We start from the raw sequence: 22184 nt of genomic DNA, 5'->3' as shown, positions 1-22184 counted from the left end.
ATGCGATGGCTTTCCCGTTCAGTCCGTTGCTTTGGGGCCTTATTGGCGTTGGCCGCCTGGCCGGCGGCCCAGGCTGAATCTGACGCGGCTCCCGCGGTAACGCCTGCGGTCGCGTCTGCTGCGACTCCCGCAGCGATCAGCCCGGGCGCGCTGGAAGCGGTTTGGCAGGGCAACCCCATTGCCGTGCCGCTCAAAGTCAACAGCGAGCGGCGCATTGATTTCCCGGAGCCGATTACGGACATGGATGTGCCACAGGCCGTGGAAAAAGACTCGCGCATCGTGCTGACGCCCACCGGACAGTTGCATTGGACCGCGCTGGCGCCCTTTGCCGCCGTGCGCGTGTTGGCGACCTCGGTCAGCGGCACGTTGTACCAACTGGATGTCAGCGCTCGCACGGAAGGGGAAGTGCCCGATCCGCTGATCCTCCGCGACCCCGTCCTGCAAGCGGCGGCCCACTCCCAGACCTTGACGCCCAGTGACCGGGCGCGCCTGGATCAGACGGCCCGCGCCCTGGTGCCGGATTTCCTCAAGGATACCGCGGGACGGGGCCGATCCGGCGGACCCCGCTATGCGACGTTGGCGCGCTTTGCCTTGGCGCATTACACCGGGCCGCAGCGCTTGATTCCCGAGCTGGAAGCCAGCCGGGTGCCGGTGCAGCCGATGGAAGCCCGCGCCTGGCTGCGCGTTCAGGCGGCGGATCTGGAGGTGCGTCCGCTGGCGCAATGGCAAAGCGGCGAACTCTACGTGACCGCACTGGGCGTCTATAACCGCAGCGCGCACCGCGTGACCTTCGATCCACGCGCCTTGCGCGGGGAACTGGCGTTTGTCGCCGCGCTGCATCCGACCCTCGCGCCTGCGGGCAGCGGACACCAGGGTACGGTCTGGGCCGTAGTCACCCAACAACCTTTCAATCGGGTGGTGGATCGCCATGCGGTTTCCTCAAATCGCCCTGACTAAAATCGTCGTTTATCTCCTGCTGGGCCTGGTCGCCCTGGGACTGACCCTTTTTTTCTTCTTTAAGCGGGAACCGGCGCCGTCCCTCGTGAAGCCGAAGGTCGAGGAGACGACCTACCGGCGGGGCGACGATCCGACCTACGCTGAAGAACTCAAGAAGATGACCGCGCTGCTCCAAGATATGGGCTACCGGTTCAAGGAAAGCGAAAACCAGCGAGCCATCGAGCGGGAACAAACCTCAAACCTGGTGCAAAGGGAAACCCAGCGCGCCATTCAAAAATCCCAGCAGGATGTTGAACAGCTCCATCGTGCCTTGCAGGAGGCGCGCAAGGCGCTGGACGACAAAATCCAGGCCGCAGGCGCAGCGCCCGAGACGCAACAATTGCGGGCCGAAATTGAGCGATTAACGCGGGAACAAGGGGCGCTGCGCGAGCAACTGGCGACCGGTGCCAAAACCGCCTTGGCGCAAACTCGTCCTGAAGCCAATCGCATCCTCTCGCCCGAGGCCGCGCCCCCGCCCGCCTCCGAGGCCCAGCCCAATGATCGCGCGCCGGGTGCGCCGCAGGTCGATCGGGACCTGCTGGAGCGCTTGCGCAGCGTCCCAGGCTTGGAGGGGGTGACGGATCGCCTGGCCGGATACGCCGGCGCCGGCGCCAATGCCTCACGTCCGGCGTCAGGAGTCGCGAAAACCAAAACGGCTTACGGCCTGCAAGGCAGCTACATCACTTTTAATCCGTATATCGCGGGGGAACACACAGGACAGGCCCAAGCCCACGTCAGGAATCGCCCGGAGGCGGTGGATAACGCCGACCGCTTTCAGCCCAAGCGGTATCCCTTTGCCGTGAAACTGGGTCAAGAAGGCGCATCCGCCGTTATTCCGGTGTACACGATTCCTGACGCCGCCACGCTGGTTCACAACTCCACCATGACGCCGTTGGTGGGACGGGTGCCGGTTCGGGGCAGCGTACGCGATCCGTTCCGCTTCAAACTGATCACCGGGGCCACCAACCTGGCGACCCATGGGCATCGCATTCCCGGCATCGTCAATGCGGTCTGGACGGGTTATGCGGTGGGTATCCGGGAGCAATCCTGTGTGCGTGCCTACCTCGACACCGTGACCTTCACCTTTGAAGACGGGCGTCTGCATACCGTTCACAAGGGGAAAGGGAATACCGACACCGCCGCTTCCGTCAACGAAAACCTGGGATACCTCACCGATCAATGGGGCAAACCCTGTATTCGGGGAGCGTTTTTCAACAATGCCGGGGAATATCTCCAGGATCGCAGCCTGGCGGCCTTCCTGGAGGGCCTCGCCAATGCCTACGCCGCTTCCCAAGTCACCGTGGATCGGGATGTCAACGGTTTAAGCACGTATGTCTCGGGCAACACTTACGAATACGCCTTGGGCAGAGGGATGAGCGGCACTACCAGCGAAATCGCCCACTCTGTGCGAGAACGCGCCGACGGCGTTTTCGATGTGGTCTACGTGCCGCCGGGGATTGATGTACAAATTTTCGTCGAATCGCAGATTGCCATCGACTACCCGACCGATGGCCGCAAGCTGAGTTACGACTACGCCTCACCAGGAGCTTCCCATGCCGCGCTCGATTGATTCCTTTGATCGGTTAGGTTCTGTACCGCGCGTTACGCCGCGTTTACGGGTGTTGACGCTCACTCTCGCACTGACGCTGGGCCTGTCCAGTTGCGCGTCCGGGCCGAGTGAAAAAGATCGGCTGCCCGATGAAGGCCCGACGACTTTACAGATTTATGAGCAGCACTTGGGGGGAGAGATCGCCCGGAGCGTCGCGGCAACGTCCGGCCCGCTCGCGTCTGCCGAGATCGCCGCGCCGCCGATCCCAGGGGAACCGATCTCGCCCCTCATGACCGCGCCCAGTCGGCGGAGTCATCAGGAATTAACAGCCCTTCAGGACGATTTTCAACGGCTTCCCAACCCGGAAATCCTCGGCTACGTGTATCCCCATCGGGCGGGGGATTTGCCGGTGCCGGGCTATTACACCGTTTTTCCCCTGCGGGAGGGAACGTCTTACGCGGAACCGGGCGAAGGCGAATATGCGGGGAGCGTTCCGTGAACTTCGCCACGGTGAATCGACGCCCGCCCTCGCGCTTTTCCCAGTGGTGGAAGCGCCTGATCGGCGACTGGCCCTTGTTGGGTCGAGAGGCGCCGCTCAGCCAACGGGATTATGAGGCGCTGTTTGAGGCGCGACCGGCCTTTGCCGATTATTTGCCGTTTAGCCACTACGATCCGCAAAACCAGGTCTTCCAACTGGATGACGGGATTTCGGTGGCGGCGATCTTTCGGCTGTATCCGGCGGATTTGGATGGCCGCTCTCCAGAACGCTTGGCGCAGTTCAACGATCAATTGGATCATGTGCTGCAAATGCTGCCGGTGGACGATGACTCTTTCCCCTACATCGCGCAGATTTATTTGGAAGATCGGGAGCCGGTTAACATGGCCGAGGCGTTGGCGACGGCCACGCCGGACGCTTTTCGCGACAGCGCGTTCTCGCAGGTTTGGCGCGAAGCGATGCGCGAACATTTTGAGATCATGGGTTCGCCCCGAGGGATTTTCGACGACGAACGGGTGCGCTTATCCGGCGAGGTTTCCAAAGGCTGGCGGGCGATTGATCACCAGATTCATCTGTGTCTATATCGCAAGGCGAGTGAAAAAGCGTGGCGGCATCGCCGTTACACGCCGGCGCAACAACTGAATCAGGCGATCACCGCGTTTCTGTCCGGCCTGGAAGCGATCGGCGTACGGGTCAAGCGGCTGGATGAGGAGGGCGCGCGCCATTGGCTGCTGCCCTGGTTGACGCCGGTGGTGCCCGGTTATGACTCCCCCCGCGCCTTTTTAGCGGCCAATCCGTTGCCCCTGCCTGAAGAACGGGGCGTAGCCTGGGCACTGGCCCAGCAGGTGCTCCAGTTTCCACCGCAACCCATCCCGGACCGGGATGACGAGCGGGATCGCGGCGTGTATCGCTTCGGGCCGACCTATACGCGCTATTTGACGTGCCAAGGCATTGAGGTCACGCCCAACGACGGCGCATTGACCCTGGACGTGCAACGGGAACGGGCGGTCACGGCCTGTCCGTGGAACTGGATGCCGCCAGAAACCATTTTCGTCTGGACCCTCATTCCCCGTCCGCCGGTGGTGGTCGAGGCGCATCTGGACCAGTTGCAAAGGGCAGTGGAACAGACGACCTCTGACGCGGCCCGCGCGGCCGGTGAGGAAATCGAGGTCGCCAAGGCCGCGCTGCGTCATCACCAGCGAGTTCTTAATGTGCAGATCGGAGTGTACCTTCGTGCCCCCAGCCTGGCCGATCTGGAGGATCGGACCCGGCAGGCCGAAAACGCCCTGATCCCGACCCGGCTGCGGCCGATTCCGGCCCGCTACGATCTTCTGGCGGATGACAGCTTTGTGCGCAATCTGCCGGGCGCTTACGACTGGCGCTTTGATCGCCTGCACAGCCTGCGCTCCCGCTTCGCCTATAGCGCGCATGTGGCGGCGACGCTTCCGTTCTATGGCCGCAGCACCGGCACGTCGCATCCGTGTTTTGTGATGTACCGGCGGGACGGTCAGACCTTCACCCTCAATCCCTACCATGCGGGGGATCGGATGCGGGTCGCGCACATGACGATTTTTGGTCCGACCGGTTCGGGAAAATCCGCGACCGCCATTGCCCAGGCCATGCAGTCCATGGCGGTCAACCGGCCCCGACAAATCATCATTGAAAAAGGCAACTCGTTTGGGCTGATGGTCGCCTACTACGCGCGCTGGGGTCTTCAGACCCGTCAACTGATCTTCAATCGCAGCCAGGATGTGCATTACGCCCCCTATGTGGATACCCAACAGGCTTTGGCCGAGCATCGGGGCGAACTGCGCGCCGAGGGCGAGGGCGAGGAGGAGGAGGAACAGCGGTCCTACCTGGCCGAGATGTTGTACATGACGGAACTGATGATCACCGGTGGACGACCCCGGGACATTGAGGCGTTGACCAGTTCCGATCGCGCCGTGATGCAAACCGCGCTCCTCCGGGCGCTGGAAGCCAGCGCGCAGGCGGAGCAACCCCACGCCCGTCCCGAAAACGTGTATCGCGCCCTGCTGGGGATGGCCAACGAGGAGTCGATCCCGGAAATTCGCCTGTCCATCCGGCGCATGGCCGATGCGCTGCACCTCTGGACGCAAGGCTTGCGGGGTCACTTTTTTAATCGCTACGGCCAGCCGTTTTCCGATAACGATGATGTGGTGCATATCGACCTGGGCCTCCTCACCACCAGCGGCAATGAGGACATGCTGGCGCTGGCGGTGCTGTCGCTGCTGGCGAACATCACCGCTTGGAGCGAGAAGCATCAAGCCTCGGGCCGGCATACCGAGGTGTGGTTTGATGAAGGCCACTACATTTCCAAGACCCCGCTCACGGTCAAGGGCTTTATCGTGGGTACCAAGGTCTGGCGCAAACTCCACACCTGGCTGGTGTTCGCCACCCAGGACTTTTCCGATTTTAGCGCCGATGCGCGCCAGATTCTGTCGCAGGCCGAGTTCTGGTTTCTGCTGTCGATGGGCGCGGAGGAAGCGCGCCGGGTCGCGCAATTCCGCAATCTGAGCGACGAAGAACAGCACTTGCTCACGATGGCGATCAAAGACCCGGGGCGCTTTGTCGAGGGCGTCATGCTCTCGGAGAAGTATCCACCCGCCCTGGTGCGGTGGGTGCCGCCTGCCGTGGCGCTCGCCCTGGCCCAAACCGAAGGCGCGGAGAAAAACTACCGGCTGCAATTGATGCAGCAGCACCACCTCTCGGAACTGGACGCCGCTTTGCTCGTCGCTCGCGAAATAACCGAGCGACGGCGTCAGCATCAAGTCTAGGAGAGTCCCTTGATCAGACCTCAGAACTCCACCGCGTTGTCCTCCGCGCTCCTGCCCTGGTTATTGGTGATCGCCCTGGTCGTGATCCGGGCATGGCCGTCGGTGCTGACGCCGGTGTCGGTGGCGCACGCACAAAACCAGATCGATAATTTGAAAGGAAAAAAAGGTCAAGGCGTCCGCTCCGATGACATCCCCACGGGTCCGGAAGGATGGGCGTTTGGCCTGGGATCGGGGGCGGAGACGGATCGTCTGACTCCAGCCACCTACAGCCAGAAATTTCAGATTAACGCCAATTTCGACGCGGGCTTTGGCTACTCCTGCGGCAAGTTTGATCCCTTCGACAATGTTGAAGCGATGATCAATTCGGCTATCGACAAGTTCAAGCAACTACCCCAGAAATTCGTCCAGGCCGCTCAAGCCGCGGTGGCCGCGCTCCCCGCCTACCTTCTGAACAAGATCAATCCGTCGCTGTACAACGTGGTGACGAAGCAACTGGATGAGGCGTTCAAGCTGTTTGAAATCAATTTCAAGGACTGCCAGCAAATGGAGCGGGAGATTGCGCTGGGGCAGAACCCCTATCAAAACCTGGTGATGGCGGGCATTGGGGATCGGATGCGGGTGGAGATGGGTTTTGGCGACGGCACCATTGATGACCGGATGGAAAAGGTGCGCACCGCCAGCGCCTCCAACGGGGTGGTCTTGACCGGCGGCAAGCGGTACGGGGGCGATGGACAACCGCCGATTGAAGCGACCAAAACGGTCCTGATTGCGGGCATCAACCTGCTCACGGATCGCGATGTAGAGGATATGGGCGCTTTCAATCACTCACTGAACGCCCAGCATCCGATTACCAAAGCATTTGAGTCGCCGGCCCAGCTGGTGGAATTCATCACCACGATCTATGGCAGCCAGGCGTTCAAGCTGACCAAAACCGGGCCGGCCCAATCTACGCCCGGTTCGGGCTATCTGAAACCCTATGTCGAGACGCGGGATAGCGCCATCGAACACTTGCAGAAGTACGTCAAACACGAGATCGGCCGCAAGGAGTTTGATAACAGTGGGATGCTGATCCCACCGGCCACGATTGATGAGATGCGCCAACTGCCGCCGTATGCACTCAGCATCGCCGTCGATGATCAGGCGCGTCAATTCGCGTTAAACCAACTCAAGCTCAAATTTGATTTTGCCTTGCAAGCGCTGAAAACCGGCCTCAAGGAACCCAATCTGTCCCAAAGCGAAGCGTATGAAGTCATTGAGCGGGAAGTCACCCAGCTCAAGTTCGCCATTCAAGACGACATGGCCCATATCAACACCGCAACTTTCTTGCAATAGGAGGCCGCTTGATCCGCAAGTGGTGGGTGGGAATCGTCATTGTGGGTTTGCTCGTGGGCGTCGCTTCGGTCGGGCCGTGGTGGGTTCAACAGGTGACGCCGCGCCCGTGGGGGACGATCCAGACCTGGGTTGATCAGATCTGGTGGCCCGCGACGGTTATCCGCTGCGGGGTCTACGCGCTGCTCGCCTGGGGAGTGTATCCCCTTTGGGTTCAAGGGTTTATCCGCCAAGCCCAAGCCGTCCAGGAACAAGGGGCGTTGGACGATGAGGAGAGTCGCCGTGTGGCTGAGGCCCGTTTGCACCATCTCTACCGCGCTCGTCAGCGCAGTCCCTGGGTTTTTGGGGCCTTCCTCGTCAGTGATGGGGTCATTGCCCAGTTTCCTTATTGGCTCATGCAAAATTAATTGAGGTCAGGCCATGTCGGTCAACGGCATTCTGGAAGGCTATCTCACGATTTACGGCTGGCAGGTCTACGGCTCGATCTTCATGCTGTTGGTCGCGGTGGGGGCGGTCCTTTATCCCGTGGCGCGCATCGTGTTCGAGGCCGCCATCGCCTATACCGAAAGCGGCGGCAGTCCCGAACTGCGTTCTCGCGCTTTGATCCTACGGCTGACGATCTGCTTTTTGGTGCTGGTGCTGGGCCTGATCCCCATCGCGCCCATCAAGATCACCTCTACCACGGTTCAGAACCACTGCGGACGCGAAGCACTGGCCCTCCTGGGACAGAAATACGAAGCGATGCAAGGGAAGGAGTACGGTTTTGCGGAGGTCCAGGACGCGCGCGTGCCCCTGCTGCCGTATCTCGCCATGGTGCTGGCTTCCGGCTTCAATGCTGTGATCTACCAAGCGATTCCGTGTGTACACGACCTGACCCATCTGAACTTGGTGATGAATACGCTGGATTTCAGCGCGGCCACGGATCCGAACGCGCTCAAATCCAGCGTCGCCCGTTTTGAAACGGAGTGCGGGCTGCGGGCGCAGCGGATCGCCGTCGATTTCCTGACCGGCACTTACGGGCCGGAAGGGCAGAAGTTCATGGAAGACCTTTTGGAAAAGTACGGCAAGACCGAAGTCGAGCGCAGAGAGCAAATGGTTTATTTTGGCTCTCAATTTTACCGGCAAAACTTTTATCAGAAATGCGTCGGCAACGGCAATCCCAATACGCCCTTGGGCAAGCTGTGCGACATGATTACGCCGTTGCGCTCGCAGAAATCGGTGGACGGCTTTCCGTATGACCCCAACCGCGACAGCGATGCCAGCGCCTATCAAGCCGCCACCGGGCAAGGATTCCCCACCTGTGACGAATGGTGGAATGACCCCGCCCACGGCCTGCGCGCCCAACTGGTCAAGGCGGGTGGCGATGCGCTGCAAAAGAAGGTGTTTGCGCTCACCGTGAATACCTGTCCAGAAGTCAGATTTGCACCCTTCGCAATCTGTAGAAATGTTGCTGCGGTGGCCAAGGATATCGAGAACGCCGAGGATACCGTGGTCAAACAGATGCTGCTGGCCAGCAAACGGCAACTCAGCGATAAAACGCCGGAGTTAAGCTGGAGTTCGGCGCTCGTTGCCGGTGGCCTGTTCGCGTTCACCGATGTGGCGGAGAACATCGCCAAGCAATCGGCGGGCTACCTGGTGACGATTTATCTGATGAAGATCGGATCGAGCCTGCTGCAACCGTTTGTGCTGATGGGCGTGTTCATGCTGTGGGGACTGTTCCTGGTCATCGGCGAGTTGCGCGGCATGACGCTGATTAAAGGAATGATGCTGATTTTCGCGCTCAGCATCCTCCCCTCGCTCTGGCAGTTTGCCGATTACATCGATGATCTGCTGTTCCTCACCCTCTACCCCAACGCGCCGTCCTTCAGCATCACCCATATCCCCGCAGAACTGATGTCGGATCACTCCACCATCGAGCGCATCCTGCTGGCGTTCACCACCGCCGTGTTCTACCTGATTCTCCCGATGATCATGCTCTATTTGATTGCGGAGGCAGGGGGGCCAAGTCGGGTTGGTTCGGCTGTGACAGGAAGTATGCATAACCTCGCCAATGAGCAAGGTGGGATTGTCGGCGGCAGTGTGAGGAGTGCTGGCATCCGCTCTTGGAGGAAGGGTTCAAAGTGAGGGCTTTAACGATGGCCGAGACCTTATTTTTTGTCGCTGCAAATATTCTGGGGATAAATATCCCTGTAGGCCGGATCGTGCATTTTTTCGTGTTCCGACGGTGTGCCGAAGCGCCAAGGTTCAAACTCAGTGTTCCGATCTTTCCGCCCGCCTTCGCGCGAAAACACGAGGAACACAAACACGCCGAAGATCGCCACGCTGAACAAGCCGCTAATACCGTAGTGCGCCAGCACCCACAGCGCGCAGGCCACCACCCAGGCCAGCGCAGCCCACTTGTAGATCGTCGCGCCCACGCGCAAGAAATTCTGAATCATTTTATTCTCCTGATTAAAACGGCTGCGGGGTTAACAGATTTATTTCTATCGGTCAATCCCGCTCGTCGTGCCGTCGCGCCCTGTTCCTTCGTTTTTTGAGGATGCCTCGATGGACGACTGGCAACGTCGGCAATACGAACAGCAGTACGAACAGCAACGCGAGCGACAACAGCGGGAACGCGAGGACGGTTTGTTGCGGCAACAGGAAGAGGAGCGGCAGCGGCAGGAAGCCCGCCAGCGCGAAGAAGAACAGCGCCATCGCGAGGTCGAGGCCGACCGGTGCTACTGGCACAACGAGGATGGGTTGCACCAGCGGACGCAGGCGTTGAAAGGATTTAACACTCTTTGGAAGCGGCTGGGGTTGGGTTCAAAAACCGGGCCAGCCCATGGACGACGGCGTTAGTTGAGCGGAGAACCTGATGGCGAATTATCCCATTGAAGCGCTGCTGCGCCCGCCGGTGGAATGGTCCACCACGGTCGCGGCCCTCAGCATGAGTGGCATCGTGCTGTTGGGCCACGACCGGATGTTGATGACCTCCAAGGTCGCCTACGGTCTGGCAGCGATTTTAACGGCATTGGCGCTGGTGCGGTTTTGGCAGGGGTTGCGCGTGGTGCGCTATCACTGGGGGCTGAGCTACAATCCGCCGTATTGGATGCCTTCAAAAGAGCTTGATCCTGATCCGGAAGGTCTGGTGCTGGGGCGCGGCTTTCGCTGGACGGCGCTGCACACGCAACGCCTGTGGGATGCGACCCGCGCCGGCAACCAGCGTTTTCTCAAAGGGTCGCGATGGACGCAGGCGGCGGCAGAGGCCAAAGAACCGTTCAGCGGTCTGCCCGCCCTGCATGGCGTCGGGTTGCTGGAAGGCCAGCAGCGCATTGTCCTGCCCCATGCCGAACGGCAGGGCCACATGTTTTATGTCGGCACCACCGGGGTGGGGAAAACGCGCGCGGCGGAACTCGCCCTGATCCAGGACATCCGCTGGGGCAGACCGGTGATTTGCATGGACCCCAAAGGCGATCCCGATCTGTTCCGCTGCCTGTACGCGGAAGCGACGCATTCAAAACGTCCCTTCTACTTTTTCCATTTGGGCTATCCCGATCACTCCGCCCGGTATAATCCGATTGGCCGGTTTACCCGGATCACCGAAGTCGCCACCCGCATTGCCAATCAGTTGCCCTCCCAGGGCAATGCCGAGGCGTTTCGCCAGTTTGCTTGGCTGTTCACGCACATCATTGCCCGCGCGGTGGTGACGTTGGGCGAGAAGCCCGATTACCGCAAGACGCTTCAGCATATGAACAATATCGAACCGTTGCTGGTGCGTTATTTTGAGGCATGGCTGGATCGCTGTGGCCCGGAAGGCTGGCGGTTTCTGATCGATCAGAACGGCTCCGACAAACGCACGGCGCTACCGGGACACCTCAAAAATCGCGATCCCCGCGCGCTGCAACTGGTTCAGTTCTATAAGGCGCATGATCTTTACGACCCGGTGGCCGATGGTCTGCGCCGGGCTTTTGAGTACGACAAGACCTTTTTCGACAAGATTTCGGTGGCGGTGCAGCCACTCCTGGAGAAACTGTTATCGGGTCGGGCGGGCGAACTGATCAATCCGAACTATGCCGATCTGGAGGATCCTCGTCCGATTCTGGAGTGGTCCAGCGTGATCCGGCAGCGCGCCGTCGTGTACTGCGGCTTTGATGCGCTGACCGATTCCGAAGTCGCCGCCGCGGTCGGTCAGGGCATGATTGCGGATTTGGTGGCTTACGCGGGGGAGCTGTACAAACACGGCCTGGGCGAAAACCTGGCCGTGGCGGAAGCGGTTCCTGAAACCTGTCTGCATCTGGACGAGTTTTCCGAACTGGTGCGCGGCCCGGAAATCGTGCAGGCGCTCAACAAAGGCCGTGGCGCCGGACTGCGTTTTTCCGTCTACACCCAGACCCTGGCCGACATCGCCGCCGGGCTGGGCAGTCGGGATCGCGCCGGACAGGTGGTCGGCAATGTCAGTAATACCATCGTCATGTTGCGGGTGGCTGACCTGGAAACGGCGGAGTTGCTGACCCAGCGGCTCAGCCAGGTCGAAGTGAACATGCTGATGCTGGTTTCGGGAGCCACCGACTCCTCCGATCCGGACTCGCCCGTGCATTTCACCAGCAACACCCAAGATCGCGTTTCCAGTCAGAAAGCCTGGCTGTTGGAACCCGGTCATCTGATGCAATTGCTGCGCGGCCACGCTTTCGTGTTGATGTCCGGCGGCCAGCTTTTCAAGGTGCAATTTCCTCAGATCGCCGACGCGCCCTGTCGGATGCCCAACGATCTCAACGTCATTGCTCGCGACATGGAACGGCGCTATCGCCCAGTGGCGGGCGTGGAACTGCGACCTGAAGATTCCATTAACCATGCCGCCTTGCGTTCAGGCAATGCGGGCGCTATCGAGGTTTCCTGATGCGCGCATCGTATCGGACGGGCGCGCCGGCGGAACCGGTGTTTCGGCGACCTTGGAGCCTTGCGGGCCTGATGGATCATGCCATGGCCTTCGTGACCGTAACGCTGGTGGGCTGGCTGATTTCGATCCTGTTGGAATGGGTGGGCATGGCGTTGGGCCTGTGGGATACGCCGGGCGCGCAGCACAGCGAACAGCTTTTGAAAACCGAACTGGCTTGGTTGCGCGAGGATTTTACCGCTCCTGAAGCGGCGGTGCGGGTCGTGGACTACGCCTACAGGGGCGCGCGGTTGCTGTATCACTGGAGCGGGTTGGAAGGGCTGATGCGCTGGATCGTCTCCGATCAGCCGTCCTGGTTAAAAGGCTTTGATCTGATGCGGGCCTGGCTGCTCTTTTTAGGCGATTACCTGCTGGCGGCGGCGTATGTGACCCAACTGGTCGGCGCGCGCCTGGCCGTGGTGGTGCTGAGCTTTTCCGGGTTTACCGCAGCGGGCCTGATCGGACTCATTGATGGGCTGGTGCAGCGAGATTTGCGCCGTTTTGGCGGGGGTCTGGAGTCCGGTTTCCTGTACCACCACCTCAAAAAGATGATTCGACCCATGATCTCGGTGCCGATCCTGCTCTATCTGGCCTCGCCTTGGTCGGTGCATCCCACGGTGGTTTTCGTGCCGCCCATGATCGCCTTTGGCTACTTCGTCCAGCGGTCGGTATCGAAATTCAAGAAATATCTATAAGGAGGCGGCCTTGAATCATTCCAATCAAGCCAACGTCATCCCCATCCTTCTGGCGGGTCTGCTGGCGCTGGCGTGCGTGGCGCTGGTCTGGGTCACCTGGGGGGGACGTTGAGTGTCGCCAAAGTGGCCTGCCACATTTCCGATCGCATGCCGATCTTAAGGGCATCGGAATTGTTGGATCAGCGGCAGGAAGCGGTCAAGCGCCTGCACGGAGGGTCCGCCCTGTCTGAGACGCAATTCAGGGTCCTTTTCTGGCCTCTGCTGCTGGCGTTCGCCGAGTCGGTGCAAACGTTGCCGAAGGGCGAACCCGGGCAGCGCCTCATTCTGGATCTGCGTTTGCAGCGGGCTGAGCGCGTGCTGCGACGTCGTCGGGGCGTGATTCTCCCGCCCGGCGCGGACTCGGAGCAGGTGGCCCGCGCGGAAGACCTGTGGACGTATGCCGTGTTTAGTATCGCGCTGCTTCGTCAGTTAGCCCGTGAAATGGACTTCTGGAAGATCACGTTATGGTCCGCTCATGACCAGCCGCTGGGTTGCTGGGCGCCCCACAAGGCGGCCAAGGGTCTGGCCTGGGTAAAAGAGGCACAGTTCTATCGTCTGGAACGCGCCACCTTGAGCCGTGGCGATTGGACCCCGCTGATGGTGGGAGCCTTGATGCCCCAAGCCGCTTTAAATTGGCTGTGGCGGGAACCCGAGGTCTTCGATGTCTGGCAAAAGGCGCTGTCCAGGCCGGATTTGCCGGAATGGATTCAACCGTTGTTTCTTGATTGATCCTGGCGGGGAGAGGCTTTCTATGGCACTGAATGCGCCGATTACCGCCCACAGTCAGGCCGCTTTCCAACAGGGCCTGACCTTGGGTACGCACATCGCGATTAAAACGTACAACCGCACCCTGAATCGGGTGGATGCGGCTTTGTATCTCACCACCATTATTTCACGCCTTCAAGGCCGCGCCAGTCGCGCTTTTGAACCCGAAATCGCTCAGGTAAGCGAGGCGATAGCGCACGAGCTGCGTCGCCTGGAAAATTTTTTGGACCATGAACGCCGCGCGATCCAAAAGCTTTTCAAAGCCGCCCTTCCGCCGAAAGAACCTAGGAGCCTGATCTATACGCAACCGGTCGAAGTGCTGCCGCGCGTGCGGACTCCCCAGGCGAGCGACTATATCCGCCTGATCGGTCAACTGGAGCAAACCATCCGCCAGTTAGACCAGCTCTGGGCGATGGGCGCGCTGATCGAAGTGGAACATCTTCAGCGCCAAAACGAACTCTTCCGCAGCTTCATTCGGGTCTGTCAGGGGATAGAACGGCTGGCCCGTGGCTTAGCCCGGCGCGTGCAAGGCCAGGATCGGGAAGGGCGCGGGGTCTACCGGGACATGCTGATGAAACGAACCGGACGCAGCCCCGGCCAGGAAAAACCCGAGTCCATTCCGGCCGAGGAGAGCGAGAACATGACCGGCCAGGAAGCCGCAAGCCTGGTGGAAATGGAAACGCTGGCGTTCCATTGGAGCGCCACCTCTCCCGAAACCGACCCGGCGGCTGACCCGGAAGCGCCCCCATCGTCCGCCGCCCCCGCGCCCGACTCGTCGGCCTCGGCTTTTGAAGCGCCGGTCGCCGATCGGCGGGTCTGGGCGGCTGAAGCCGACGCCCCGGAGTCCGGTTCTGAAACCGTGCCCGCCAGCGTTGAGACCGGCGCTTGTGTTTCCGATGCGGCGTCGGTGGTTGAAGCGGTCACGACCGATCCGGGGGTGAAACCCACCCGGCGGCCACGGATCGGTGAGATTCTGGCGGCAGCGAGGACGTCGGGATGACCCCGCGCGTCCTCTTTGTGTGCAGCAACAAAGGGGGGGCGGGCAAGACGACCTTCGCCCGCGCGTTACTGGAGTTATTGCGTTGCGAAGGCCATGAGGTGGCGGCGTATGACGCTGACGGCAGAGTAGGCCAATTGTATCAGCACGAAGGGACGCGGGATGCGAGGGGAGTTCTAGTGGCTCGGCAAGACCCGCTCGTGGGATGCGCCTGTTTTGATATTCGCGAAGATGATGAACGCGATATTTTGTTAAACGCCTTGTCGGGAAACCCGCCGATCCTGCTGTTTGACTTGCCGGGGGGCGTCGTCGGGGAATTGGGCAAGGTGATGGATCGCGGACTCGTCCCGAACGCCTTGTTTAGCGCCTATCGCAAACGGGGGTACGCCATCACCATGGTCTTCGTCATGACGCCCATCCAGGCGTCGATCCGTACTGTGAGGCAGAGTATCGAGAACTTTGGCCACAACGTGGATTATGTGGCCGTCAAGAACCTGGCCTTTGGGCCAGAGCATAGCTTTGTGCTGTTCGACGGCTGCGATCAGGAAGGGTTGCAACTGCCGGTGAGCGAGAGCAAGCAAGCGCTGCAAAAGCAGGGAGGCGTTCTGGTGACGATGCCGGCGCTAGATGCCCGCAGTTATGCGTTACTGGATGTGTATAGCGCGAAGTATACGGAGGCAGCGACCGGACAGGGTCGGGCCCTCCGGATTCCCATCGCCGATCAGGAGCGGATCGGTGCCTGGATGCAGGATTTCGACCGGCAGATGGCTCCCGCACGGCCCCTCTTGGGATTTTTGCCCGAAGAAATCGCCGCCGAAGAGGCCGTCCCGCGTGTCAGCGTTTTAGCGGCCCCTTGAGGAGGACACGCTTTGGCCCCAGATGCGCCAGAGACCGTGACTCGTGAGCAGAAGGAAGCGTTCCAAAGCGCGCAGCGTCCCTCACGCGCTTCCCGAAACAACAAAGAAAAGGTGCGGGTACTGTGGCCGGAAATTCGGCAAAAACTGGAGGCGGGCTGGTCGGTGGAGGAGGTGCGGCAGGAACTGCATCGTGTCGTCGGGTTGCGCGGTTCGCTCCGAACTTTATATCGATACATCAAGGAATTATCGCTCGCGCCGGAGGCCGGCCCGGCGGCAGGGAACGATCTCCGTCTGGAGGCGCCTCCAGCGCCATGTGCGCCCGCTCAAAAGGGATGGCCCAAACATCCTGGGGAAGCGCAACCGCCGGCGCCACGCAAGTCGATTACGGATCTCTTAAACGAACCGCTGTGATTCGACCGGTTTGTCAGTATTGAAAAAAGGACGGCGTATGTTGGAAAAAACGGTTCTGTGCCGCTGGAGCCGGTCTCTGGCGCTGGCCCTTCTACTGATCGCCAGCGTGACCGTGCGGGCGGCAACGGAAATCAAGGTGGGCGATACCTATACCACTGCGGGCCTGATCGGGCGCACGATCCAGGCGTTGCCGGCGTGCTTGCGCTACTGTTTGTTGGGCATCGAGATTCGCGTCCGCTACACCGGCTTCACCCTCGAAGTCTTTTACGTTCCCCGCGTCGAGCATTACCTGTCGTCCCTGCATGTCATGGCCTCGGATCGTTTCCCGCTGGAACCCTATCTGGAATGGTCCAAGACAGTGGGGGCATTGCAGAAAAGCCTGTTGGACCGGCTGGCGCAGGTGGTGCCGCCGCTTCTGGGCGGTCAGCCCTTGGTTGAAAGCAGTGGAGGCCAGACCCGCTACGGGAACTACGGCCACCACCAAAGCACGAATTTCAAGGAAGTCGAATTGTTCGGTCATCCAGTCGCCTTGTTGCCGATGTTGCTGGATAGCACTGGCCACTATTCGTTCACCCCTGCCTATGCCTCTGGCGGGGGTTATGGCTATGACGGCAATGGCGGCTACGGCGACGGGGCGAGTAGTGGCGGCAGTGGCGACAGTGGCGGCGGTTTTATCGGTTCCTGGACGTCCTGGGCCAGCCCCTGTTTCACTCATCCGAATCAATGCCCGATGGGGCCGTTGTTTCCTATCGGCATCATCCGTCAGTTCTACCCTCTCACCGAGGTCATCAACCAAATAACATCGGCCCTGGATAGCATCAAAGGCGCGCTGAACTTTATCGAGATGGCCAAGACCCTTCGTGAGATCGCTCATAACGTCGGAAACCAGGGCTATGGCGCTGGCGGAGGCGTGCAGATTGACCGCTTGCTGTGCCGTAATACCGTGCGAATTTTCTATCCTTATTATCTGTCCGGGCCAGATGCCCTCTTCTGGCGCTCTGGCTTTCCGATCACCGATCTCGACCATGCGACCACCTTACTCAATCCGTTCTCGACGGATCGGATTGGCGCGTTGGGGGAGACCTGGGGCCATCTTTATCCGCGCCATGGCTTTCTCAACAATGACCATCCGGGCCGGGTCGCCCCGACCCTGGCCTATCGCGGGGCCCACCTGGTCGCCGACTCTTCGGTCAAGCTGCGGCCCAAGTTCACCAGCGACGAGGCGAAGGGTCACTGGCAAAGTCTATCGCCCGTCCCCACTCCCTATTGCACGGCCAACATTGCCGATTTGCCCACGCCGATGGATGAAGGCGGGGGCTATGCTTACAACATCTGGCCGCGCTATGAGTGTCCCTTGAGCGATATTGGCGTCTTGGTCATGTTTATTCCGTTTCGCTATTGCTTTGGTTGAATGCGGCGAGCGACTCGTTCAGGCCTCCTTACTAATTGCTCGACGTTTTATCCCTAGGCCACGCCGCCAGCCACGCGGTCAAATCGGCGGTGGTCTGGAAGTCGAACACCGCATCGGCCAAGGCTTCCCCTCGTGTCAGTTGCCCCCTATCTTTTGCAATGCAGTATGGCTGCTGCGTGGATTCTGTGAGCGTTGCTGCGGCTCATTTTGGAAGCAGGTGGGCATCGCGCGATGAGGCGGAAGTTAGGACAGACCGTGACAAGCCATGACAACGCTTTGCCCATCTGATGCCAGCGCTTTGCCAGCGCTTTGCCAACCTTAATGACCAGTCGTGACAACGCTTGGCCCCTCTGATGCCAGCGCTTTGCCAGCACTTTGCCCATCTTATGACAGGCTGTGACAGAGTTTTGCCAAACCTTATGACAACGCTTTGTCAACCTTATGACAGGCTTGTGTCAGCTTGTGCCCTGGTTGCTATTGATTTCAATATCCAAGGTTAAAACCACCGGCTTTAGCCGGTCAGCTTTCCGCTACGACTCTTCAAGTGGACTCAGATGCTCTCTCAATGGGTCTTGATGGGGGGCCGAGCGCTAGGGTTGCAATCGTGATATTCTTAAAGCGCCGGGCGCCTTGATGGGGGGACTTTCAGTCCTCTGCGCCCGGCGCAAAACCCACGCGCTTTAAGCGGGTTGTTGTTCAGTTATTTATAGATATCAATAATTAACGATTATAGTTGCACTGATTTTGAAGCGATTCAGACTTTCTCATGGATCTCCTCTCCGCCTACGCGGAGGCAGGCTCTAAAGGATGAAGATTCCGGACTCTTTTCAGCGCCCGTGAATAGAAAGAGGGAGGCTATCGGAGGGCTCGGATCGACGATATATTGATGCAAAGCGGGCGGACAAAAAATGGCCTCTCAAGAGAGAGGATGAAACGCACTCAATAATCAGTTGATCTCCTAAAAGAAATGTAGAAAAATATTCGGTAAAGGGGGGGTAAAAAGAAAAAATATCCTTTTTGGTTGGCGGTGAAAGTTCCCGAAGCCGCCCGGATTTTAAAACGGTCCTGGTCACGTCACCGATCAGGGGGTGTGGTCCGACCCAGGGGTAAACGGGCCTGGCTGAAGCCAGAGGCGTTCGCGAGGCGCCTTCAAAGTACCCGCGATAGCGAGGGGATCGTCTCGCGATTACTCAACCCGATCCGGGCGGTGGCCCTACCGCTCCAAATCCAGGTGGGCGTTCGATGCCGCGTGTGCCGGTGCGATTGAAGATCATGAGAAGCGATGGAGAGAGATAGCGAGGGGAAAGGGGCGCGGGTCCGCCGGGCGTAAGCCGATGACGCGCAGCAGTGGCCCTACTGTTTCAACAAGGTGGGCGTCCGATGAAAACGGTGAAAGGGTCCAGGTGAGGGTGAATAGAGAGAGACCGAGACGATGAGTGATGAAATCCAGGTGAAAGAAGGGTATGGAGTGGAGGAGGTCGTGGCGTTGATGGCCACGTTGCGCGAGAGGATGAATCTGGAAGAGGGAGAGTTGTACGCGCTCCATAAAGGACTGTTGCGCCGGGTGGCGCGACAGGAGGAAGAAAATGGCCTGCGTCGCATCAAGATCATGGAGGAGGCTTATGAGGCCGCGCAAATCGCCGCTCGGCGGTTGCGCAAGTATGGACGCGGCTATCGACCCGACCCGGCGTTGGTGGTGTCGGCCTTTGTCATGCATGCCTGCGCGGAGATGACGCCTGAAGACGCGGATGGGGTAGCGCTGAACTACCTGCAACGGTTGTTTCATCCGACGGCTCCGTTTCAGGGCTCAGCGGCGACGGCGACGAATTCAAAATCCGCATCGAATCGCCCCTCGCCCACGCCCGGCTCGCATTCCATCGCTGACGCACACGCCCTCTAACGAACCGCCGCCAGATCTTTGGGATTTGCCGCGACAGACCTGCAATCCACGGTTGCAATCGTTCGGTAGGCGTTCAGCCGCGATGTCAAACGCGGTTTAGAGGAAAGAGTCTTTTCAATCCTGTGTTCTCGTTCCTGGTGCGGAACGACCCAGACCTTCAGGAAGAAGGGGGGAGGCAGAGCGTCTTCTGGGCAAGACCCTGGCTGAACCGATAACCCTCACGCGAGGCCCGCTATTTCGTTTGAATGGGTTTGAGTGGGTTTGGATGGGTTTCAGAAGGAGAAGGCCATGACGCAAGAGACGCCGCGCTCCAGGGCGGCGACAGCGGCGAAGAAGGCGGCGGTCGCTTCCCCGGTGGACGCGGGCGAGGCGAAACCCCGCCTGGGCAAGCGCGGCCAAGCGCTGGCGTCCCTGGACGGGGTGCTCAAGCGGAACCTGCGCCGCAGCGCCAACGGGCGCAAGGCGGTCAGTCACGCCACGATCGCGGATCGCGCGGGATTTTATGACCGCATGATTCGCCAACTGCATGAACTGGGCTACAAGATCACCGAGGTGCGCCACCTCAAGCCCAAGCACATCGAAGCCTTGATGCGCCTCTGGGAAGCGCAGGAACTGTCGGCGTCCACGTTGCAAAAACGGTTTTCGCAACTGCGTCTGCTGTGTGGCTGGATCGGCAAACAGAGCATGTTAGGGACCGGCTCCAGCTATTTGGCCGATCCGGAGGCGTTCCAGCGCACGTATGAGGCTCAGTACGATCATTCCTGGACGGCGGCGGGCGTTGATCCGGTGCAAAAGATGGCGGAGATTGCCGCGGACGATCCTCCGGTGGGGCGGGTCTTGCGCCTGCAACACGCCTTTGGGCTGCGGCTTCAGGAAGCCTCCTTGCTCAATCCGCTCCGGGATCGGGTGGATGAAACCTACCTGCGGGTGCTCGCCGGAACCAAGGGCGGACGACCGCGCGTGACGCCCATTGAAACCGACGCCCAGCGCGCGGTGCTGGCGGAAGCGGAGCAGTACGTCCAGATCACCAAACGCTCGATGATTCCACCGGAGTATGATCTCAAGCACTGGCTCCAGCACTGCTATTACGTGTTGACGCAACACGGCGTCACCCGCAAGGACGGCCTCGTCAGTCACGGGCTGCGTCACCAATACGCCAACGATGTCTACGAGCAACTGACCGGCGAAATCTCCCCAGTGCGCGGCGGTGGACCCGTCCCGAGCGCCGCGGATACCGGGGCCAAGCACGAGGTCACGGCCCGGCTGGGACACGCCCGACCGGGAATCACCGCGGCCTACTACGGAAAACCGGATACGCCGCCGGTTCAGGAGGCCGCCCGCCGACATCCCCAGTCCCTTCGCGCGGAATATCGGGTGCAACAACAGGTGCTGGCCGCGCGGGTGCGGGCGAACGTGAATCAACGCCAGAACGGTTCCGGTCCGCTGAGCGCCGCGACGTTGGAGGTTCGCTGGCGGCTGCTGAACCACATGGTCAAAACCCTGGCCCTGGCCGGTCAACCGCTGCACGCGCCCGACGATCTCAACGCCTCGCACCTCGACGTGTTACTCCGGCACTGGCACACCTCCACCACCCTCCAGCGTCACAGCGCGCTCCTGTCGGTGCGTCTGCTGAGTCAACTCTGCGGCTGGCTGGACCAGCCCGCCCTGGCGCTGGAGGTCAGCCATCGCTGGCGTGCGCTCCAAGCCGGTGATCGCGCCGCACTACCCCGTCCACTGAGTGAAGCCGCGATTCAGGAACGCCTCGCCCGAATCCGCGCCCAGGATGCGCGGGGGGCGTTGCACCTGGAGCTGGTGCGGGTGGTGGGCCTGAGCCATCGGCAAGCGGCGATGCTGCAACCCGGAGTGTCCTACCAGGACGGCTACCTGGATGTACTCTGGGAAACACCGAAAAATCAGGTACTGCGCTATCCCCTGACCGGCGAGCGTCAGCGGGCGGTGGTACAGGAAGCCCGGGCTCTATTGCTCGATCCGCAGGAACACGTCTGTCCCGTCTCCCTCGCGCTGTCCACCTGGTTGGGGCGCGTTTATGACCTTCAGCGCACGGTGGGGCGTATTGGCATACCCGGTGAACCCACCCTGGCCGCACTCAAAGACCCCGACGCTCCGACCCCGACCGTCCTCTATCGTGAGGACTGGTTGCTGCAGCGAGCCGGTTTGGATCGCGCCCCGAAAAGGGGAATCCGCGCCTTCTGACGGGACTGAGCGAATGACCGGTATCGTGATCTACTCAAGGAGCTAGAAAAATGAGCCATGAACCCTTCGCGAGGGTAGGGGATGCCATCGAAGACCCCCCCGAAGAAGCGGAGCACCTGAAGTGACGGTCTCGCTGGATGAGGTCTTTGAAAGCGTATCGGGTCCGTACTGGACTGACCCAGGCGCAGGCAGCGAAGCGGTTCGGGGTCACTCAACCGCGCAGCTCTGATCTTATGCACGGCAAGATCAACCGGTTCGGTTGGGAGGCCCTCGTCAATAGGGCCGTGGCTGCGGGCTTGCACGTCGAAATGCGCCTACTCGAAGCCGCTGGACTCACCTCTTTCCGGGCCTGAAGGCGCGAGGCTTCTCCCGAAAATCCGGGTCCATCCAACGCCCGCGCAGAGAGTCACCGCGTCATGACGGACCGTCTGCTGCAAACGATCATCGTGTGTCCAAAGTGCCGAGCAGCCCGGCTGGCGAGCAATCGCTACCTGCCAGGCATCCGGGGTTTTCAGGCCATGCCGGGCGCGGAGTTCCGCCGCTTGACGATAGACCACGGAGGAATATCCAACCAGAGGGATGGGTTGAAAAATGGCTCGGAGTGCTGAACCCGAAGCCCGTTATTTTCTCGAAGCGGGACCCCCCGGGTTTCCGACTCCACTCACGGCGGGATCGCCCATGGAATCCCAGTCGCGGGTTCTAAAGCGGCCGTGACGACAGGGCAATCGCATTAAAATTTGATCAAAAATCGATACTATTGTTTTAATTATAAGCAAACCTAATCGAGAAAGTCAGTAACCTCGGCTAAAACCAGG

General features: G+C 60.4%; 19 protein-coding genes and 1 pseudogene. 18 read left to right on the top strand and 2 right to left on the bottom strand.

Annotated features, from left to right (window positions below; genetic code table 11):
• The 7 genes from BN873_RS18575 to BN873_RS18545 are packed head-to-tail and all read left to right on the top strand — an operon-like array spanning position 1 to position 9289.
• Positions 1 to 957, top strand: coding sequence for a DUF3438 family protein (locus tag BN873_RS18575; RefSeq protein WP_048677216.1), 957 nt, complete (start codon positions 1 to 3; stop codon positions 955 to 957).
• The gene (locus BN873_RS18570) at positions 929 to 2566 is read left to right on the top strand and encodes a TIGR03752 family integrating conjugative element protein (protein ID WP_048677213.1); all 1638 of its coding nucleotides are present in this window, start codon (positions 929 to 931) and stop codon (positions 2564 to 2566) included. Before BN873_RS18575 ends, BN873_RS18570 begins: the two co-directional genes overlap by 29 nt.
• Entirely contained in the window at positions 2550 to 3044 is a 495-nt protein-coding gene (locus tag BN873_RS20640) for a hypothetical protein (RefSeq protein ID WP_048677210.1), read from the top strand. Before BN873_RS18570 ends, BN873_RS20640 begins: the two co-directional genes overlap by 17 nt.
• Entirely contained in the window at positions 3041 to 5836 is a 2796-nt protein-coding gene (locus tag BN873_RS18560; RefSeq protein WP_048677207.1) for a conjugative transfer ATPase, read from the top strand. The genes BN873_RS20640 and BN873_RS18560 overlap by 4 nt, the downstream gene beginning before the upstream one ends.
• Positions 5837 to 5845: 9 nt before the next feature.
• Entirely contained in the window at positions 5846 to 7168 is a 1323-nt protein-coding gene (locus tag BN873_RS18555; protein WP_048677206.1) for a hypothetical protein, read from the top strand.
• Positions 7169 to 7176: 8 nt separating this feature from the next.
• Positions 7177 to 7572, top strand: a complete 396-nt coding sequence (locus BN873_RS18550; protein ID WP_048677204.1) for a hypothetical protein — start codon at positions 7177 to 7179, stop codon at positions 7570 to 7572.
• A gap of 13 nt (positions 7573 to 7585) precedes the next feature.
• Positions 7586 to 9289 (top strand): conjugal transfer protein TraG N-terminal domain-containing protein, encoded by a 1704-nt coding sequence (locus tag BN873_RS18545; RefSeq protein ID WP_048677202.1) that lies wholly within the window; start codon positions 7586 to 7588, stop codon positions 9287 to 9289.
• 23 nt (positions 9290 to 9312) lie between these two features.
• Here BN873_RS18545 and BN873_RS18540 read toward each other — a convergent pair whose 3' ends face one another.
• Positions 9313 to 9603 (bottom strand): hypothetical protein, encoded by a 291-nt coding sequence (locus BN873_RS18540; protein ID WP_048677199.1) that lies wholly within the window; start codon positions 9601 to 9603, stop codon positions 9313 to 9315.
• Positions 9604 to 9712: 109 nt separating this feature from the next.
• Between BN873_RS18540 and BN873_RS18535 the strand changes: the two genes are divergently transcribed.
• The 11 genes and pseudogenes from BN873_RS18535 (at position 9713) to BN873_RS18485 (ending at position 21722) form a co-directional block, all read left to right on the top strand.
• On the top strand, positions 9713 to 10006 hold the full coding sequence (locus BN873_RS18535) for a hypothetical protein (protein ID WP_048677197.1): 294 nt from the start codon (positions 9713 to 9715) through the stop codon (positions 10004 to 10006).
• A 16-nt stretch (positions 10007 to 10022) separates the two neighbouring features.
• Complete coding sequence (traD, locus tag BN873_RS18530; protein WP_048677195.1) at positions 10023 to 12044, top strand: conjugative transfer system coupling protein TraD; 2022 nt, start codon at positions 10023 to 10025, stop codon at positions 12042 to 12044.
• Positions 12044 to 12775: a TIGR03747 family integrating conjugative element membrane protein gene (locus BN873_RS18525; protein WP_048677193.1), complete on the top strand. Its 732-nt coding sequence runs from the start codon at positions 12044 to 12046 to the stop codon at positions 12773 to 12775. The genes traD and BN873_RS18525 overlap by 1 nt, the downstream gene beginning before the upstream one ends.
• Positions 12776 to 12883: 108 nt before the next feature.
• On the top strand, positions 12884 to 13543 hold the full coding sequence (locus tag BN873_RS18520) for a TraI domain-containing protein (RefSeq protein ID WP_048677191.1): 660 nt from the start codon (positions 12884 to 12886) through the stop codon (positions 13541 to 13543).
• Between the two features lie 22 nt (positions 13544 to 13565).
• Entirely contained in the window at positions 13566 to 14579 is a 1014-nt protein-coding gene (locus BN873_RS18515) for a hypothetical protein (RefSeq protein WP_048677189.1), read from the top strand.
• On the top strand, positions 14576 to 15433 hold the full coding sequence (locus BN873_RS18510; protein WP_048677185.1) for an ATP-binding protein: 858 nt from the start codon (positions 14576 to 14578) through the stop codon (positions 15431 to 15433). The genes BN873_RS18515 and BN873_RS18510 overlap by 4 nt, the downstream gene beginning before the upstream one ends.
• Before the next feature lie 12 nt (positions 15434 to 15445).
• The gene (locus BN873_RS18505) at positions 15446 to 15844 is read left to right on the top strand and encodes a hypothetical protein (protein ID WP_048677183.1); all 399 of its coding nucleotides are present in this window, start codon (positions 15446 to 15448) and stop codon (positions 15842 to 15844) included.
• A 37-nt stretch (positions 15845 to 15881) separates the two neighbouring features.
• The gene (locus BN873_RS18500; RefSeq protein ID WP_048677181.1) at positions 15882 to 17255 is read left to right on the top strand and encodes a hypothetical protein; all 1374 of its coding nucleotides are present in this window, start codon (positions 15882 to 15884) and stop codon (positions 17253 to 17255) included.
• Positions 17256 to 18687: 1432 nt separating this feature from the next.
• Positions 18688 to 19155, top strand: coding sequence for a hypothetical protein (locus BN873_RS18495; RefSeq protein WP_048677177.1), 468 nt, complete (start codon positions 18688 to 18690; stop codon positions 19153 to 19155).
• A gap of 288 nt (positions 19156 to 19443) precedes the next feature.
• Positions 19444 to 21369, top strand: a complete 1926-nt coding sequence (locus BN873_RS18490) for a phage integrase N-terminal domain-containing protein (protein ID WP_048677174.1) — start codon at positions 19444 to 19446, stop codon at positions 21367 to 21369.
• Between the two features lie 50 nt (positions 21370 to 21419).
• A pseudogene (locus tag BN873_RS18485) lies at positions 21420 to 21722 on the top strand (helix-turn-helix domain-containing protein).
• On the opposite strand, the gene BN873_RS21425 reads toward BN873_RS18485, so the two are convergent.
• Positions 21684 to 21944: a type II toxin-antitoxin system VapC family toxin gene (locus BN873_RS21425; RefSeq protein WP_374727180.1), complete on the bottom strand. Its 261-nt coding sequence runs from the start codon at positions 21942 to 21944 to the stop codon at positions 21684 to 21686. The pseudogene BN873_RS18485 and the gene BN873_RS21425 sit on opposite strands and share 39 nt — an antisense overlap.
• Between the last annotated feature and the right edge of the window lie 240 nt (positions 21945 to 22184).

The organism is Candidatus Competibacter denitrificans Run_A_D11, from assembly GCF_001051235.1.
GTDB lineage: Bacteria > Pseudomonadota > Gammaproteobacteria > Competibacterales > Competibacteraceae > Competibacter_A > Competibacter_A denitrificans.
The sequence above is the reverse complement of the archived record's forward strand: the minus strand, read 5'-3'. Positions and strand labels throughout refer to the sequence as shown.